The sequence below is a fragment of the Bradyrhizobium sp. MI1.7 genome, from assembly GCF_055811795.1.
On record NZ_JBVVPO010000026.1, the window covers coordinates 80,156 to 96,814 of the forward strand.

Here is a 16,659-nt window from a genome sequence, read left to right on the forward strand (position 1 = left end):
TCGGATTGGCGATGCCGGGCGGACTATTCCGCCGCCTCGCGGAACGCCTCGTCGTCCAAGGCTTCGCCATCGTCGGTATCGCCGGCCTCCGGGTCCTCCACCTGGTCGTCGGCCGCGTCGTCTTCGGCGACGGCGTTCTTCGCCAGCCACGACAACAAGGCGACCTTGTCGGGAGCGAACAACGCGGCTGGATGCACGAAGCGACCCTCCCTGAAGTGCTCAACCAGGGCGATGCGGGTGTCCTTCACCTTCTGGCGCGGAAGAACCGGCGTGTCCTTGCACGAGCCTTCGAGCGCGGCGCGCGACAGGCACGACAGGTAATCGTCCGTGCCCATGTTCGGCAGGAAGTTGTCCGCGCCGACCACATCGCCGGCGATGCGCGCTACGATGCCGCTAGCGTTGCGGTTCTCCCGGCACGACAGGACTTCCGTGAGGGTTGAGCGCGCCGCGACGCGGAGCGTGTCGATATCGATGACGAGCTTGCCATCCTGATCGAATAGCGACGCAGCATGGCGTGCTAAACGCCGGTTGCCGTAGTAGGTCCCGCCGCTGCCCGAATCGACCGAGACGTTCAGGCCGGCGAAGGCGAGGATCAACAAGGCCATCAGCGTGTCATCCTCGATCGGCGCGCGGGCCAGCGCCTCGTGCAGCGCGTCCGTTCGGAAGTCGCCGATCATCTCGAGGCCCTTGCGCGTCACGTCAGGACGCGGCATCGAAACTATTGCGGACTCATCCGCAGCGTCGCTGTCGGCCGCCGCAGCCTTGCCCGTCGCCTTCTTCGCCGCGGGCATGCGGTAATGCACGCTCTGCACCCGGCCGTCACGATCCAGATACATCGCGGTGCAATCGCTCTTCGAGGGCTTGCCGTAGACGCGCTCTGCCTTCGGCGGCAGCTTGACATCGCCCCAGTTCGTCGTCTCAGCGATGATGCCGCGCTTCGGCAGGTTGTTCGTCATCCATTCCTGCTGCGCGCCAAGGAAGGCCTCGACATCCGTGGTATAGCGGCTGTCCTCATCTGCTGGCGCGAACAGATCCTCTGCCCACTGGATTCCATAAGCCTGGGCGAGGTCGTCGCCGAAGCTGGCATCACGTGCGTACATCCGGGCCTTGGTCAGAGCCTGCGCCACGCTAAACCACGACACCTGCGGATCGGCCTTGGAGGGCTTGTGCTTCTTCCAGACCTCCTTCTGCTCATCCAGCGAGGCGGAGGCGATGGTGCGGAGCTGCCGCTCGTCGGGCATGTCGCCCTTGGCCATGTGATCGAGCATGGCGGGCAGCACGTTCGCCAAGAGGCGGAGCTTTCTGATATGCCGCACCGGCAGCGCCAAGGCGACGCCGATCGCTTCTTCGGTCCAGCCGAGACCGACGAGGCGTTCGATCGCGCGCCACTGGTCGACGGGATTGAGCGCTTCGCGGGCGATGTTCTCGATCATCGAGCGCATGGCGCCGTTGTCGTTCGCCGCCTCGTCGACGAGGACGTCGATCTCCTTGAGGCCGGCGGCGATCGCCTGCTTCACGCGGCGATGACCGGCGTTGATGACATAGCCGTTACCGCCGCCAGTCTCAGGCGTGATGACGGGCGGCTGGACGATGCCGACGGCCTTGATCGTCGCCAGCAGCAGGGCGTCGGCCTGCGGTGTCGACTTCGACTGGCGCATGCGGTCCGGACTCTCCTTCAGCGCACGCGGATCGACCTTGATGAGTTGCATCGGATTTCTCCTGTTCGGGGTTCGCGGACCGCGGCTCGCGCGTCCTTTTCCGTCTTCTTTCCGAAGACATCCCCCGGCCCGCGGAGCGGTCGGGCCGGCACAACAGCGGCCGAGCATCCTTGTCCGGCCGGACAAGCAGGGCTCTTAAGCCCTGCGAAGGACGACGGGCCGGGATCGCGCAGGCCGCGGTTGAGCGTCAGCGTTGCCGGCTTGGCCGATCTGCGAGCGGCTTTCCTTCTTCATCACGCTGCGATGGCGTTCTCGCCGCTCCCCTCCACATCGCTCGCAAGGGCCTTCTCCACCTCCGCCAACTGCCGGCGCTTCTCGGTAAGCTCGGCGGCGAAGGCGAAGTCGCCGTCCTCGCGCGCCTGATACGAGGCGAGCCTACGGCGTGTATCCGCGAGACGCTGGCGATAGCGCTCGATCTCGCCCTCGAAATTTTCCAACCCATGCTCCAGTCGCGAGATCGCGCCGAGCGGCGTGACCGTGACGGGCAGCTCGATCTCGGCTCCCGCGCCGGTGCGTAGCAGCACGGTGGTGTAGCGGTAACCGTCGCGGCCGAAGCGTTCGCCGGAATATTCGAGGTCAAAGCCGCCTATCGTCGCGACCACAATCTCGCCCTCCTGCTGAAGCTGCACGAGGGTCAGGATCTCCTTCATCAGCGCGCGACCGGCCTCCTTGCGCTCCACATAGCGCTTGCCGGCCACGCTCGCGGCGAAGGCGTCAGCGGCCGTCGCAACGCGGCGTTCAATATCCTTGCCGACATCTGCGATCCGCCGCGTGCAGAACTCGATGTCGCGCTCCGCGTCGCGGATCTGCCGGCGGACGGCGTGTCGATCGTCGATATGCGCCGCGCGGAGACGTTCCAGCCGCGCGATGTCGGCTTCCAGTCCCGCCTTCTCCATCAGCCGCTGGTCGCGGCTGGCGATCGCCTTGGCCATCGCGAACTGATTGGCCTGGCCTTCGCCGAGGTCCTCAAGCCGGCGGATCGACGTGTCCCCGGAGAGCGCCGCGGCGATGAAACGGGCCTTGCGTTCGTTATTCTGCCACATGCTCGCGTCGAGCGATCTCTCCGTGGCATAGGCAAAGATGTCGATGACATCGTGCTGGTTGCCCTGACGCTCGATCCGGCCCTCGCGCTGCGCGATCTGCGACGGCAGCCACGGCACGTCGAGGTGATGGAGCGCCGTCAGCCTGAGCTGCGCGTTCACGCCGGTGCCCATCGTGTCGGAGGAGCCGATCAGGAAGCGGACCTTGCCGGCGCGCACGTCGCCGAACAAGCGCTGCTTGGCCTCGGACTTCCTAAAGTCCTGCATGAAGGCGATCTCGGATCTGGGCACGCCCATGCGGACGAGCTCGTCTCTGATCCAGCTATAGGCCGAGAAGCCGCGCGTCTTCTCGACGCTGATCGTTACGAGGTCGGAGAAAATCATCTGCGCGGCGCCCGGCAGCTCGTACGGCTTGCCGTCAGCGCGCACGTAACTGTTGTCTGACGTCTCCTTCCAGATGCGGAAGGCGTTGCCGACGAGGAGATTCAGCTTGTTGTCCGGCTCGTTATCGCAGTCCGGGTCGACCAGACGCAGGTCAATCGCCGCATGCCGTCCGTCCGTGATGACAGAGAGCAAAATGTCGTCACCCGGCTCCGGCGGCCGGTCGCGCGTCTCGATCGCCTTGATCCGCGCGTCGAGCAGGGCCTGGTAGCGCTTGAGCGCCGGTGTCGGTTTTGCCGTCAGAATCTGCCGCTTGTCGGTCGAGATCGCCGGAACCTTCACATATTGCCGCAGGTCATCCGGTAGCACCACGTCGGCGAAGGACCGGAACATGGCGATCAGCTCGGGGACGTTGACGAAGGTCGCGAAGCGCGTGACCGGCTTGTACTTGCCGGACGGCTGAAGCTCGAGCTGGGTCGAGACATCGCCGAAGGTCGAGGCCCAGGCGTCGAACTCGTGCAGCCCGCGATCCAGAAGCGCCGCGTAGCCGAGATAGCGCTGCAGCGAGAACATCTCGCCGAGCGTGTTGGTGATCGGGGTGCCGGAGGCGAGCACCAGCGCGCGGCCCGGGTTCTTTGTCTCGATGAAGCGGGACTTTACATAGAGATCCCAGGCGCGCTGCGAGCCGTTGGGGTCGACGCCCTTCAGCGTCGACATGTTGGTGGCGAAGGACAGCTTGCGGAACTCCTGCGCCTCATCGACGATGATCTGGTCGACGCCGATCTCCGAGAGGGTGAGGAGGTCGTCCGTGCGCGTAGCGAGTGCTTCGAGCCGTTCCTTCAGGCCCTCCTTCAGCCGCTCAAGCCGCTTACGCGAGACGCGGTCGTCGCTGTCGACCTTGGTCAGCAGTTGCTCGTAGAGCTCGAGCTCGTCCTGGATCATCTGCTGCTCGAATGCGGACGGCACGCCAATGAAGCGGAAGGTGGAATGGGTGATGATGATCGCATCCCACGTCGCGGTCGCGGCGCGCGACAGGAAGCGATGCCGCTTGTCCTTGGTAAAGTTGGTCTCGTCGGCGACGAGGATGCGCGCGACCGGATAGAGCGCCAGGAACTCGCGCGCCGCCTGCGCCAGGCAATGGCCGGGAACGACGAGCATCGCCTTGGCGATCAAGCCGAGCCGGCGCTGCTCCATGATGGAAGCCGCCATGGTCATCGTCTTGCCGGCGCCGACGGCATGGGCGAGATAGGTCGCGCCCGAGGCGATGATGCGCCAGATGCCGCGCTTCTGATGTCCGTAGAGAACGAATGCGCCCGAGGCGCCCGGCAGCTTCAGATGCGAGCCGTCGAAAGCGCGCGGCACGATGTTGTTGAAGCGGTCATTATAGACCCGCGCCAGGCGATCGGTCCGATCCGGATCGGACCAGATCCAGTTCTGGAAGGCAGTCTTGATCTTGTGCAACTTCTCCTTTGCCGCCTCGGTGTCGACCACGTTGAGGACACGACGCTCGCTATCGCCGTCCTTGATGGTGTCGAAGATCTGCGGCACCGAGGAATTGAGCGCATCGGACAGAAGCTGGCCGGCGTGCCGCCGCTCGGTGCCCCATTCGGATGTGCCGGCGGCCATCCAGCCGAGCTGGCGGGCTTCCACGGTCCACGACGCCAGTTCCGGCATGTGGTGGATCTTGATCTCCACGCCCATCGTCTCGTGGACGAAAGCGATGATATCGGCAGCGGGAATCCACGGCGCGCCGAGCCGCGCGGTGATGTCTGAGGGCCGGAGGTCGGCGGGTTGCACCTCGCGCAGGGCCGCCACATTGCGCTCATATTCGGGGTCGAGCGCGGCCGCGGCTTCCGCCGCCGCGAGCTTCGATCGAACGGCGCCTGAAAGATAGGCGTCGGCGGTCTGCCACGACCCATCGGCCGGATCGCGGAAGATGGTGCCGCCGAGTTCGGCGATCACGTCGTCCGCATCGCGATGCACGAGCTCGGCGATGTGATCGGGATCGACATGGCCGCGCTCGTTGAGCACGACGGCCAGAGCGTCGGCGGCGCTGGTGATGACCGGCGGCGCCGGCGGGGCGATCACCCGCTCGGTGAAGATCGGGCCTGGCCTTGCCGTATCGGATTCGAGGTCGTAGTCTTCGATCGAAGCCACCAGCCAGCAGTCCGGATCGTCCAGGAATGGCTGGAGGTTCGGCCTGCGGTGCGTTTCACGGACCTCACCGGTCTCGTCGTCCTCGGCCGTCGACACCATGGTCGTGTTGATCGGCCCGAAGGCGCACGAAGTTCGACCAGGCGATGCGTAAGCGGACCTGCGCATCCTTCCACGGGCGATCAAGCTCCTGGCATTTCAGCACGTCGCGCACCGCATCGCGGATCGGGATCAGCTTCTGGATGATCCGGGCATGCTTTTCCGGAATGCCGTCGGCGCTGCGGCCCTTGCGCACCGCCACAGAGATCGGCTTCCCGTCGAGGATCTGCATCAGGCAATGCCGGTGATCGAGGAAATAGCTGCCCTCGCGCGCCGTGAGGCTCGCCGCGCTCTCCGACTTCGCTGGCACGGCCTCGTGCTCGCTGTCATAGTCGATCGCCTCCGGTTCGCCATCATAGATTGCGACCGGAAGGAGGGTGATCGCGTCGGCGAGCGCAGCCGCGAGCTCCTCGTCGGCCTTGGGTAGACAGGTGTAGGTCTCGCCGAACGGGCAGGAGGTCAGCGCGTGCGCGCCGAGCACACGACGGGGATGGCGTGCAAAAAAGCGGTTGACGCGGATGGCGCCCTCGTCGTCGGTCGCCGGGTGCACCTCCTCCAGGTCGAGCCATGATATGTCGCCTTCGGGCTCGCCGTACTTGCGCCGCCGGAAGAATAGGATGTCGACCACGACGTTGGTGCCGGCATCGGCGCGGAAGCTGCCTTCCGGCAGACGGATGGCACTGAGGAGATCGGCATGCTTTGCGATCAGCGCGCGCGCCGAGCCATCCGCCTTGTCCATGGTGCCGTGCGAGGTGACGAAGGCGGCGAGGCCACCCGGCTTCAACAGCTTGATCGCCTTAACGATGAAGTAATCGTGGAGACGCAGACCGAGCGAGCGCAGCGCGCGGTCCGAGCGCACCGTGCGATCGGAGAAGGGCGGATTGCCGATCGCGAGGTCAAACCGCGCCGGCAGATCGATGCGCGCGAAATCGCCGGTAACGATCCGCGCCTGCGGCTGCAACAGCCGCGCGATGCGCGCCGTGACGGGATCGAGCTCGACGCCGGTGACGTGCGAGACATGGCGTAGCGCTTCGGGCATCAGCGCCGGAAACAGGCCCGTGCCGATGCCGGGCTCGAGCACGCGTCCGCCGCGCCAGCCGAACCGCAGCAATGCCGCCCAGATCGCCCGCACGATGAACTCCGGCGTGAAATGGGCGTATTGCGTGCAGCGCGCGAGCGAGGCGTAGTCAGCATCGTCGATCGCATCCTGCAGATCGGCGCCGATCGCGTCCCCGCCCTTCGCGAACTCGGTTTCGCCCGGTCGGCGGGAGACCGCCGGCCCTGCGGGGACCGACGGCGACGGCGGCGGATCGTCATCATGATCGTCGTCGCCGCCGGGATCGGGGCCGAACGCGGTAACGCCAAGGCCGAGACTGGATGAAAGGGCGGTATTGCCGAAGAGGTCGAGGGTGAAAGGATCGTCATGCGCCATGGGAAATGTCCTCCAGTTGGGCGCGCGCCGCCGTCCGCCGGCGCGGGCTGCGACGGACGGCACGGCGTTGCGGGATTGACGGAGAGCCGGCGCCAGGGCCGGGTGCGGAAATGCGACGCCCCGAGCGAGGCCGGGCTGCCGCGGGGCGGGGAGGGGAGGTCGGGCTAGGCCGCGGCCGTCTCCGGCAGATGGCGGAACTGCACCGGCAGCTTGGCCGCGATCTCTGCCTCGGTGAGGTCGTCGAGGAGCTTCAGGACCGTGCCGCTCTGGCCGGCATAGACGAGTACAGTGCGGCGGCCGCGCATGGCCTGCGGCCAGCGCTCGCCAGCATAGCCGCGATAATCGTCATGCGTGCTCGACCAGATGTGGTCAAGCCGCTCGTCGCGCGTCATCGCGTGCACGGGCCGTGACTCGTGCTCGATGATCGCCGCCTTCATCCGCTCCGGCGATAGCCGATCTGAAAGATCGCAATAGCCATGGAACCAGCGCCGCTTTCCGTCGATGGCAAGCGTGAAGAAGATGCTGGTGACGCTGCCCGTCATGAATTCGCGCATCGCGAACATGTCGGTGCGCATGAACAGCGGGGGCAGGATCTCGAACATGTAGTCGTGCTCCCGCTCGTTGATCTCAAACCACTCGCCGGCGAAGAGATGCTGGCCTTCAGCTTCGGCCATCGCGGGGTCACCACGATGGCGGTTGAACAAGCGGTGCATCTCATGGCGCGTCGCAACGCCTTCGAAGACTTTGCGGATGCTGGGGGAGGTGTGCATGGGCGGCTCCTCTTGGCCTGGCCGGACTGACAGCGCGAGCGATCCGCCTGATCCCTTCGTCACTTCAGTCCTTCATCACACCTCCCCCGCCGGCCGCATCGAAGGTCCGGCGGGTCAAGGGCCGCGGAACGCGGGCGAAGCTTCACCCTTGACGCGCCGGCCGGGCATGCGGCAGCGCTGCATTCCCATTTCATCTTCCCTCCTTCATTGTTCGATCCCCTCTTCCTTCGCTCAACGCCAGGGCGTCAGAGACCCCACTCATTTGAAGGCCTTGGCCCGGCCCCCACGCAGCCGGCGCGTCACCCTGGCGAGCCGCATCAGTTAGACGTCAGGCGCTCAAATCCTCATTCCAGTCGCCGGCGCGCGGCCGCAAACGGGCATACCGGGCACTTGCATCTGCGGCGATGGCACGAATTCGGTCGGCGTAGACCTCGCCTTGCCGATTGTTGTCGGTTGCTGCCACGAGCCAAGCGTAGGGCCGCTTGGCGAGGCCGCGGATGGCGTCATCGGTCGCGGGCGACCAACCGCCGCCGGTGCTGACATAAAGGGTGTCAGGCCGCAGGACCTCGATTGCGGCGAGGCTCATCGCATCTATGGCGGCCTCGGTGATACAGATCCGCTCGGCCCCCTCCGACCCGAAGCGAAAGAGCTCCTTGCTGCCGTCCGTGGCGAAGCCCCGCCACGACGGTCCACGCTCCTCCCAACCTGTGAGCGCTCCAGCAGAATTGCTGTGCGCCGCCCACATGCTGCCTAGGGGCCCCTCTCTCAACAGGTCGCTAGCGACCGTCTGCTTCACGATGTCCGCCGGCAGTCCGCGCTCGCCGGTAAGATAGCGCCAAGCTGGCGAGCCGGGCCGCAGCGTGACGCGATATCCCCACCGCTCTACAATCGACGCAAGGGCCTTGGCCCTTGCCGGGCGCTGCCACGCTGGTGCCGCAGGAACGAAGCCAACCACATCCGCAACACGGCCGCACGCCTCGACAAAACCACCAGCACCGAGGTGTTCGGCTAGCGAAAACACGTCCCCTTTCGCCGGCGACAATGGATCGAACCAGCCGCGGCCCTGGTGGATGACGATGATGATGTTGGTGTCGCGGCGATACTTGATCGCCCGCCGGGTGCTTTCCTTGACGTCGACCTTCCAGCCGTCTTTCTCGAGCAGGGCTGCGCAACCAACCTTTTTACGCAGCTCTTCAATTTCTTGCTTGTCCATTTATCTGCACCGGGTCGCGCAGGCGACGTCCGGCCCCTCTTCTGTTGGTCTCACTTGTTCCTAGCCTTGCGGCACGTCCCCCCGACCGGCCGCGAAGCCTGCCGGAGGCAAGGGCGCGCGGACAAGCTGTCGAATTTGTCAGCTAGGTGGGCGCGGCGAAGCTTCCCTTGCAGCCGGCAAGGCGCCAGCGGCAGCCGGTCACCCGGCTCAATGAGCCGGGCACCAGGGATCGTATTCATGGACGATCGCATCCTGATTCCCGTCGTATTCGCTGGAGACCATCACACCGAATTCGCTCTCAGCCTGGAAAAGGATGACCGGCACCATCAGCGTGCGGGCAAGATCGAAGGCGTGGTTCTGAGCGAGGGTGAGAGTGTGCGACATTGAAAGGCTCCCGTCTTGCGGCGGGGACCATCCCCGCTCGACAGGCGCCGACGTGTTCGGGGGCGGTCGCGGTCACCTCGAGAGGCGAAGCCGAAGAGGTCGCACGCTTGCGTAGCGAACCCCTTGCGGGTTGATCGTAGAAGGCCGCACCAGAACCAAGGAAGCCCATTCGAGAGCGGAGTTGGTCCTTCACCGGAAGCATGTGAGCCGAAACGCACATCGTTCGCCCGCGGATGCAGTATCGGTCTGATTGACTGCGAGAACAGCCGCCGTCTTTTGTCCGGAGCGACAGTCGATTTGCCCACCAGGCGATTACTCCGCGCAATTGGGCTTCGATGTCCTCGAGACCATAGGCATCGCTTGCATTTAGGGGGTTCAGGCCCGACGCGAATACGCGGGAGCTTCCGATGAATCAGCAGCTGCCTTGTTCGGGGACTCGGGCCGTTTCGCGTCAGGGATGGCAGCCCGCAAGGGGAAGACCCGCTCGCGGGGCTTCAGCGCAGCCTCCAGCCCGGCCCGCAGGGCGACGCCCACTTTGTTCGCAGTCAGAGGCGCACAACACCCTATAGTTTCGGAGACCGCTCGTTGAGCACCCTCAATGGCTTTCATCACCGGTATTAACATTCTGAATCGATAGGCCTGATCGATTCGATAACTTAATTGGACGACGTTTTCGACAGGTGCGATTCTTGCGCATGTCTGAACTCACGGTGCCATACCTCGTGCTCCAACGTTGCGATCCGGCCCGCAATATGGCCAGGTTCTATGTCCTCACGATTGAACCGACTCTGTTCGGTGATACGGCGTTGGTGCGCGAATGGGGACGTCTGGGCCACCGCGGCCGCCGGCGGATCGATCTGTTTGCCGGGAGGGTCCAGGCCGTCGAAGCGCTCGAGGCTTGGCTCGTCCGCAAATCACGCCGTGGTTATGTACCAAAGAATCCCGCGCCCTGAGTGCGACCGCCCGGTACTCCTACCCTAATTGAACCGTCGATCTTCGCAACTCCTTGCAAACCGGACAGCCGTTTTGCGCATTACGGGAGCAATCCCTGCCGAAGCGCGAGAGCCACAGCGTGCGGGAGGGTTAATGCAGCAAGATTCCGCCGGGCATTATCCAAATGAAATTTTACACCCCGCGGGCGAACACCGAGGAGCTGGGCAATATCCTGCATCGTCTTGCCCTCGGAGATCCACCCCAGGCATTGCCTTTCACGCTGGGTCAAGGTGCAGACCTGCTGAGCATACCGAGGCGTCCGTCCAATTCCGGCAGCGCTCACATGGGCATGGTAGGTGAGCCCCACCATTTGCAACATATCTTGCGAGCTCTCGACGAAGCGATCGAGTCCAAGGTTGCGCTCATCCACCGCCAGCGTGAACGCCGCAAACCGGTTTTGGCTTGAGGGAATGCGAATGGTCAGGCCGGTCCTGATCTTGAAGCTGAGCGCATCATCGAACAGGCGGCGCTCTTTCGCCGACTTTGCGCTTCGCGCCTCACGTCCATCCCACAGGAACACACGGCTCGTGTTTCGCGGCTCCTGAAGAACGGGATCGATGTTGTGATAGCCTTCGCGAAAATAGTGGCTGGTCCAGCTCTTCGGATAGGATGAGATCAGAATGGGGCCATTGGCGCGCTGACCAAAATAGGCAAACCACCGGAATCCCAGGGCATGCGCAGCTCGTTCCGCGACACGCCGAAAATCATCTTCCGTATGGGCAGCGTGCAGACAATCGACGAATTCATCGCATGCTCTTTTGACATCTTTCATTGCGCCACTTCAGTCTTTTCTTAGTTCCCACAACGCGAATATTCGGATGATTCGCGCTCTACGTGCAGACATTTATTGCGACGTTGCGGCAGCTTTGCGGCACGAACAATTGGATATCACCCTGTCAAACCTACAGCAGTAACGCGGACATACGACGGACGAGAACAACCTCTGACTGCAGCCACCCAAAACAAAATATTTCTCCACGTGTAGAGGCTAAGGAATTTCATTCCCTGCGCTGTCAGACCAGCGCATCACGGAACAACTTATACAGTTTCCAAAGTGCGCGCGCGGATAGCCGTGCCTTGCGACCACGGTTCGTGACCCAGCAGATCCATAGCGCCCTGTCAGAACTGACAGCGCAACGCCGTGGCCGTGGCTGCTTTCCTGATCTCGAAGCTGTGATTCGTAAGTTTGAGGTTAAGAATGAAGGTCATTGTGCGTAGCCGTGCGGCACTCCTGCGCGACTCCGAACTAACGCTAGGAATGCACCGCCTGCGAGGGCGTGTGTTCAAGGAACGGCTCGACTGGGACGTCTCTGTCTGCAACGGATTGGAGATCGATCAGTACGACACCTTTAAGCCAACTTATCTCCTGGTGCTCGAGCAGAACGACGTTGTTGGTTGTGTTCGGCTGCTGCCCACCACCGGGCGCAACATGCTCGCCGATACGTTCCCGATGTTGCTAGATGGCAACCCGGCGCCGGTGGCGACCACGATCTGGGAGAGCTCGCGGTTTTGCGTTGACACCAAGAGTGCGGCGGCAACAGCAGAGAATGGTCTGCGCAAAGCGACGTTCCTGCTGTTTGCAGCCATGATCGAATGGGGACAGCAGCACAATCTTCATGCCATCGCAACAGTCACTGACCTGCGCATGGAACGCATCCTGCGCCGGGCCGGATGGCATCTCGAGCGCCTCGGGACGCCTCGTCAAATCGGGGTGACCAAAGCCGTCGCTGGATTGTTGCCGATCAGCGAGGAGGCTCTCGGCGCGATCCGAGCGACCGGGCAGATTTCAAGGGGTGCGATTGACGCGCCATCAATCCTGGCGATCGCCGCCTAGCATCCAACGTCTTCAGCTCCTGACAAGAAGGCTCTCAACCATGGATCCTGCTGCATTCGCGGCCCTGATCGAACGATGCGCCCCGACCGCGATGGCCCGGCCACTGACGACAATCGTGCGGCAGGCGAGCACGTTCGAGCCGCTGCTCATCACGATTCAGGGGCGCAAACCGATTCCGATTCAGGCAACCGACCGTGACGAAGCCATCCAGCTCGCAACCGAGGCCATCGCGACTGGCCAGCAAGTCCGAACGGGTCTCGGTCAACTTGATGCGGCGGAAACACGAAACGCCGGGCTGACGGCTAGTACCACCTTCGATCCGTGCCAGCACATTGCCGGGCTTGGCAGATTGTTCGATGCGCGACTGCAAACGGCGAGTATAAAACGCGCAGACCGCGACCAGGCGATTGCCGAGGTTGTCGCGAGCTTCGCGCCGAACGCATCCGGTCACGTCTCGGAACCTCGCATCGAGCCGATGGCTTCTACCGGTCGCGATCGCCCCACCGGCGATACGACAATCAATCCACCCGCAGCCTCTGCCCGCGAGCGCCGGCCCTGGGACGTTTATCGCTCGGGAATGGGCACGTCAGCCTTTGTTTACGAACGATGAGAATCGCCGTTTTTCATCTCAACTCAACCGCGGTCCGGGCTGGGGTCCGGCTGCAGTGCCACTCGGAGCCGTGCCATGACTTCTCCTGTTAAACACTCCGCTGCCCTCCTTTGCATGGGCACCGTTCTCAGCATCGCGCTGGTCGAGCCCGCGTTTGCGCAGACCGCGAACATCGAAGGCGTGCTGCAGAACATCGTCAACATGCTGACCGGCAACGTCGCCCGCCTGCTGGCGACGCTGGCCGTCATCATCGTCGGCATCGCCTGGATGTTCGGTTACCTCGATCTGCGCAAGGCCGCCTATGTCGTGCTCGGTGTGGCCATCACGTTCGGCGCCTCCGAGGTGGTTTCGACCTTGACTGGGGGTCATTGATGACCGAGTCCGCGCGTCTCACGGAGGACACCCTGTTCCTGGCCTGCACGCGTCCGGCCATGGTCGCCGGCGTCACGATGGAGGCTATGGCGCTCAATGTGATGTTCTCCTGCATCCTGTTTCTGGTAGCTGGCAGCATTCTCTACGGCTTGGTCGCAATTCCGATCCATGGCCTTTGCCGCATCATCTGCCGGCACGACCCCAACATGTTCCGGATTCTGCTTGCTTGGATCGAGACGCGAGGGCGCACGCGCAACGCGTCATTTTGGGGCGGATCGTCCTGCACGCCGCTCAAGCTCGTTCGGCGTTATCGAACAAGAGACCTTGGCTATGCGTAACACAGCGCTCAAGACCCGAGAGATCGGGCCTGACGTCCACCTGCCGTTCGGCCGGCATGTCACGGATACGGTGATTAGTCTCACGACACGAGCGCTGCTCACGGTGATCAGGCTCGACGGCACTTCGTTCGAAACCGCCGAGACGGCGGATCTGAACGACCTTCACGCTAAGCTGAACCTCACGCTGCGCAACGTGGCGGATCCACGGCTGGCGCTATGGACCCATCTGGTGCGCCGTCGAACGTCGGACTACCCGGCCGGTACGTTCCGCTCGACATTTGCAGCGGCGCTCGACGCGCAATATCGCAACCGGCTCCGCAACGAGGCGCTCTTTCGCAACGATCTCTATCTGACGCTGGTCTGGCATCCCGGTCGTGCCACCACGGACGTGGCCGCGGCGTTCTTCAAGCAGCTTGGCCGAAACGTTGGGCATTCCCTCGAGGTCGACAGCGATGCCTTGAAGCGGCTCGAGGATGCGAGGCGCGACTTGGTCGCGGCACTGGAGCGTTACGGTGCCCACACCCTTGGATTGGTTGAGCGCAACGACATCATGTTTTCAGAAACCATGGAACTGCTCCACGCCATCACAAGCGGGGAATGGATGCCGGTCCCGTTGCCGCAAGGGCCGATCGGCCCCGCGCTCTATTCAAACCGAGTCATCTTCGGCCGCGAAGCCATCGAAATCCGCGGTGCCGGCGGATCGCGCTTCGCTGGCATGTTCGGGATCAAGGAATATCCGGCGTCCACCCGGCCTGGGCTGCTGAATGCACTGCTTTCCGCGCCGTTCGAGATTATCCTCACGCAATCTTTTGCGTTTCTATCAAAAGCCGACGCCAAGACCATTCTGACCCGCAAGCAGAACCAGCTGGTCTCGGCGCAGGATCCGGCGGCCTCGCAAATCGACGATCTCGCTGACGCGCTCGACGATCTCGAATCCAATAGGTTCGCGCTCGGCGATCATCACCTCTCGCTCCTGATCTATGCGGAGACGCCTTCCCAGCTACAGGGGAATATGAGCGTGGCACGACGGGCACTGGCCGATGCCGGTAGCGTGGTCGCGCGCGAAGATCTTGGACTTGAAGCGGCTTATTGGGCGCAGCTCCCCGGGCTGTTCAAGTATCGGGCACGAACGGGGGCGATCAGCTCCCGCAATTTCGCGGCGTTTTCCCCGTTTCACACCTATCCTACCGGGAGGGCTGCCGGCAACCATTGGGGTCCGGCGGTTGCGATGCTCAAAACAGCCTCCGGCTCGCCGTTCTACTTCTCGTTCCATCACGGCGACCTCGGCAACACCTTCATCTGCGGCCCGTCCGGCTCCGGCAAAACCGTCGTGCAGAATTTCCTGCTGTCCCAGGCCGAGCGGCTTGGCGCCACTTACGTATTCTTCGACAAGGACCGTGGCGCAGAACTCTTCGTACGCGCCGCCAGCGGGACCTATCTGGCGCTCCACAACGGCCTTGTGACGGGCTGCGCGCCGCTCAAGGCGCTGGAGCTGACGCCGGCGAACCTGTCCTTCCTCGGCACACTGATCCGGAAACTCGTCACGCCGGAAAACCGGCCGCTGACGGTGACCGAGGAGGAGCGGATTGATTCCGGGTTACGCGCTCTTGGTCAACTGCGGCAGGCGGAGCGCTCGTTCGGGGCGCTGCGGGCCTTTCTCGGCCAACAGGATCGCGAAGGGATCGGCGCCCGGTTGGAGCGATGGTGCCGGGGCGCGCCTTTCGGCTGGGTGCTGGATGGCGAGCAGGATGCCATCGGGTTAAAGACCCGGTTCATCGGCTTCGACATGACCGATCTGCTGGATCATCCCACCGTTCGCACGCCGCTCATGATGTATCTGTTCCATCGTGTGGAGCGCCTGATCGACGGGCGGCGCCTGATCATCGACATCGACGAATTCTGGAAGGCACTGGGTGACGAGGCATTTCGGGATCTCGCCAACAACAAACTGAAAACCATCCGCAAGCAGAACGGCGTCATGGTGTTCGGCACGCAGTCGCCCCGGGATGCGCTGGCCTCGCCGATCGCGCACACGATTGTCGAACAATGTCCGACGCAGATCTTCCTCCCGAACGCGCGTGGGACGCGCTCGGACTACGTCGACGGCTTCCATCTGACGGACACTGAATTCCGCCTGATCAAGGAGGAGCTTGCGCCCGAAAGCCGGCGGTTCCTGGTCAAGCAGGGCCACAACTCGGTGGTGGCGGAACTTGATCTCAACGGTTTCGACGACGCACTCGCCGTGTTGTCGGGACGGACGGAAACGGTCGAACTGCTCGATCGCATTCGCAGCGAGCACGGCGACGATCCGGTCCAATGGCTGCCGGTATTTCACGCGGAGCGGAGGAACGTCCGATGATGGTTCGGCGAAGGTCGGCGGTGTTTGCCTCCGCGTCCGTAGCGGCCCTCCTGATGGCCTCTCCGACAGAAGCGGAGATTGTGTTCGACCCTAACGTCTTTGCAAGGCAATTTGAGCAACTGACGGAACTGAAGAGGCAGGTCGAGACCCTGACGTCGCATCTCAAGGTGGCGCAGGATCAACTGAACCAGGCCAAGCAGCTCTATGACAGCTTCAACAAGCGGACCAACGCAAACGACGTTGGAGCGCTGTTGAACACGCCGCAGTTCCGGAAAGTTCTGCCCCAACAATTCTCTGATATCGAACGGCTCGTCGCGGGGCAGGGTGGCGGCAACTTCGCCGACGCGATCGACCGCTATCTGTCGCAGAACCGCGCATATGCCGGCAACAGCGGCAATTCATACTATCAGAGCGAGCTCGACCGGATCGCGCGGCAGACCGGCGCCAAGCACTCCATGGGCCAGGCTGTGTACGACACCGCTTCGCAGCGTATCGACGCACTTGAGGAACTGAGAACCCGCATCAGCACGGCGACCGATGTCAAGGAGACACTCGACTTGTCCGCGCGGCTGCAGGCTGAGCAGGCGCTGCTGCAGAACGATGTGCTCCGGATGCAAGGCCTCGCGATGATCCAGCAGGCCCGCATGGACATGGATGGGCAGCGGGAGCGCGAAAAACAACGACAACTGATTGATGAAATGAAGGCGGCCCTGCAATGACAATCAAAGCATCCATTCTGGTGATCGCTGTCGCCGCCGCTCTTACTGGCTGTAACGAGGATCGGAGTCAGCAGACGAAGACCGTCGGCTGGTTTCTTGACCATCGGGACGAACTCGCCATGGCGCTCAAAGCATGCCGCGACAATCCCGGAGAACTGGGAAAGACAGCGAACTGCATCAACGCGAATGAAGCGCGTAACAAGGTCACCATTCAAGAGATGAAAGACGCCCTGAAGTAAGGAC

General features: G+C 63.3%; 13 protein-coding genes and 1 pseudogene. 8 read left to right on the forward strand and 6 right to left on the reverse strand.

Translation table 11 applies throughout. The features are described 5' to 3' along the window. Positions 1–23: 23 nt before the first annotated feature. The 5 genes and pseudogenes from AC0L3X_RS23310 to AC0L3X_RS23330 all read right to left on the reverse strand — a co-directional run bounded on the left by AC0L3X_RS23310 (position 24) and on the right by AC0L3X_RS23330 (position 9,191). Positions 24–1,709 (reverse strand): ParB/RepB/Spo0J family partition protein, encoded by a 1,686-nt coding sequence (locus AC0L3X_RS23310; RefSeq protein ID WP_473316830.1) that lies wholly within the window; start codon positions 1,707–1,709, stop codon positions 24–26. Between the two features lie 242 nt (positions 1,710–1,951). Further along, positions 1,952–6,824 (reverse strand): annotated as a pseudogene (locus tag AC0L3X_RS23315) (N-6 DNA methylase). 164 nt (positions 6,825–6,988) lie between these two features. Beyond that, a complete protein-coding gene (locus AC0L3X_RS23320) occupies positions 6,989–7,594 on the reverse strand; it encodes a DUF1419 domain-containing protein (RefSeq protein ID WP_162479006.1) in 606 nt (201 codons plus the stop codon). 328 nt (positions 7,595–7,922) lie between these two features. Next, on the reverse strand, positions 7,923–8,807 hold the full coding sequence (locus AC0L3X_RS23325; protein WP_354132428.1) for a DUF3991 and toprim domain-containing protein: 885 nt from the start codon (positions 8,805–8,807) through the stop codon (positions 7,923–7,925). Between the two features lie 207 nt (positions 8,808–9,014). Beyond that, positions 9,015–9,191, reverse strand: a complete 177-nt coding sequence (locus AC0L3X_RS23330; RefSeq protein WP_354100320.1) for a hypothetical protein — start codon at positions 9,189–9,191, stop codon at positions 9,015–9,017. A 695-nt stretch (positions 9,192–9,886) separates the two neighbouring features. Between AC0L3X_RS23330 and AC0L3X_RS23335 the strand changes: the two genes are divergently transcribed. Continuing rightward, positions 9,887–10,144: a WGR domain-containing protein gene (locus tag AC0L3X_RS23335; RefSeq protein WP_085398296.1), complete on the forward strand. Its 258-nt coding sequence runs from the start codon at positions 9,887–9,889 to the stop codon at positions 10,142–10,144. 80 nt (positions 10,145–10,224) lie between these two features. On the opposite strand, the gene AC0L3X_RS23340 is transcribed toward AC0L3X_RS23335, so the two are convergent. After that, positions 10,225–10,956: an autoinducer binding domain-containing protein gene (locus tag AC0L3X_RS23340; protein ID WP_354132431.1), complete on the reverse strand. Its 732-nt coding sequence runs from the start codon at positions 10,954–10,956 to the stop codon at positions 10,225–10,227. A gap of 426 nt (positions 10,957–11,382) precedes the next feature. Here AC0L3X_RS23340 and AC0L3X_RS23345 point away from each other — a divergent pair, with 426 nt between their 5' ends. The 7 genes from AC0L3X_RS23345 to AC0L3X_RS23375 all read left to right on the forward strand — a co-directional run bounded on the left by AC0L3X_RS23345 (position 11,383) and on the right by AC0L3X_RS23375 (position 16,655). Continuing rightward, positions 11,383–12,018 (forward strand): acyl-homoserine-lactone synthase, encoded by a 636-nt coding sequence (locus AC0L3X_RS23345; RefSeq protein WP_354100678.1) that lies wholly within the window; start codon positions 11,383–11,385, stop codon positions 12,016–12,018. A gap of 40 nt (positions 12,019–12,058) precedes the next feature. After that, the gene (locus AC0L3X_RS23350; protein ID WP_231145651.1) at positions 12,059–12,628 is read left to right on the forward strand and encodes a lysozyme family protein; all 570 of its coding nucleotides are present in this window, start codon (positions 12,059–12,061) and stop codon (positions 12,626–12,628) included. Positions 12,629–12,703: 75 nt separating this feature from the next. Continuing rightward, on the forward strand, positions 12,704–13,000 hold the full coding sequence (locus AC0L3X_RS23355; RefSeq protein ID WP_085398292.1) for a TrbC/VirB2 family protein: 297 nt from the start codon (positions 12,704–12,706) through the stop codon (positions 12,998–13,000). Further along, a complete protein-coding gene (locus AC0L3X_RS23360; RefSeq protein ID WP_085398291.1) occupies positions 13,000–13,338 on the forward strand; it encodes a VirB3 family type IV secretion system protein in 339 nt (112 codons plus the stop codon). Before AC0L3X_RS23355 ends, AC0L3X_RS23360 begins: the two co-directional genes overlap by 1 nt. Then, positions 13,331–15,697, forward strand: a complete 2,367-nt coding sequence (locus AC0L3X_RS23365) for a VirB4 family type IV secretion/conjugal transfer ATPase (RefSeq protein ID WP_253575080.1) — start codon at positions 13,331–13,333, stop codon at positions 15,695–15,697. Before AC0L3X_RS23360 ends, AC0L3X_RS23365 begins: the two co-directional genes overlap by 8 nt. Beyond that, the gene (locus AC0L3X_RS23370) at positions 15,655–16,416 is read left to right on the forward strand and encodes a TrbJ/VirB5 family protein (protein WP_224518162.1); all 762 of its coding nucleotides are present in this window, start codon (positions 15,655–15,657) and stop codon (positions 16,414–16,416) included. The genes AC0L3X_RS23365 and AC0L3X_RS23370 overlap by 43 nt, the downstream gene beginning before the upstream one ends. Continuing rightward, the gene (locus AC0L3X_RS23375) at positions 16,413–16,655 is read left to right on the forward strand and encodes an EexN family lipoprotein (RefSeq protein ID WP_166354144.1); all 243 of its coding nucleotides are present in this window, start codon (positions 16,413–16,415) and stop codon (positions 16,653–16,655) included. The genes AC0L3X_RS23370 and AC0L3X_RS23375 overlap by 4 nt, the downstream gene beginning before the upstream one ends. The last annotated feature ends 4 nt before the right edge of the window (positions 16,656–16,659 follow it).

Bases quoted from the DNA above. Each gene is read 5' to 3' on its own strand.
- AC0L3X_RS23375 (WP_166354144.1), top strand. From the start codon at position 16,413: ATGACAATCAAAGCATCCATTCTGGTGATCGCTGTCGCCGCCGCTCTT.
- AC0L3X_RS23310 (WP_473316830.1), bottom strand. From the start codon at position 1,709: ATGCAACTCATCAAGGTCGATCCGCGTGCGCTGAAGGAGAGTCCGGAC.
- AC0L3X_RS23335 (WP_085398296.1), top strand. From the start codon at position 9,887: ATGTCTGAACTCACGGTGCCATACCTCGTGCTCCAACGTTGCGATCCG.
- AC0L3X_RS23365 (WP_253575080.1), top strand. From the start codon at position 13,331: ATGCGTAACACAGCGCTCAAGACCCGAGAGATCGGGCCTGACGTCCAC.
- AC0L3X_RS23360 (WP_085398291.1), top strand. From the start codon at position 13,000: ATGACCGAGTCCGCGCGTCTCACGGAGGACACCCTGTTCCTGGCCTGC.
- AC0L3X_RS23350 (WP_231145651.1), top strand. From the start codon at position 12,059: ATGGATCCTGCTGCATTCGCGGCCCTGATCGAACGATGCGCCCCGACC.
- AC0L3X_RS23320 (WP_162479006.1), bottom strand. From the start codon at position 7,594: ATGCACACCTCCCCCAGCATCCGCAAAGTCTTCGAAGGCGTTGCGACG.
- AC0L3X_RS23370 (WP_224518162.1), top strand. From the start codon at position 15,655: ATGGCTGCCGGTATTTCACGCGGAGCGGAGGAACGTCCGATGATGGTT.
- AC0L3X_RS23330 (WP_354100320.1), bottom strand. From the start codon at position 9,191: ATGTCGCACACTCTCACCCTCGCTCAGAACCACGCCTTCGATCTTGCC.
- AC0L3X_RS23355 (WP_085398292.1), top strand. From the start codon at position 12,704: ATGACTTCTCCTGTTAAACACTCCGCTGCCCTCCTTTGCATGGGCACC.
- AC0L3X_RS23345 (WP_354100678.1), top strand. From the start codon at position 11,383: ATGAAGGTCATTGTGCGTAGCCGTGCGGCACTCCTGCGCGACTCCGAA.
- AC0L3X_RS23325 (WP_354132428.1), bottom strand. From the start codon at position 8,807: ATGGACAAGCAAGAAATTGAAGAGCTGCGTAAAAAGGTTGGTTGCGCA.
- AC0L3X_RS23340 (WP_354132431.1), bottom strand. From the start codon at position 10,956: ATGAAAGATGTCAAAAGAGCATGCGATGAATTCGTCGATTGTCTGCAC.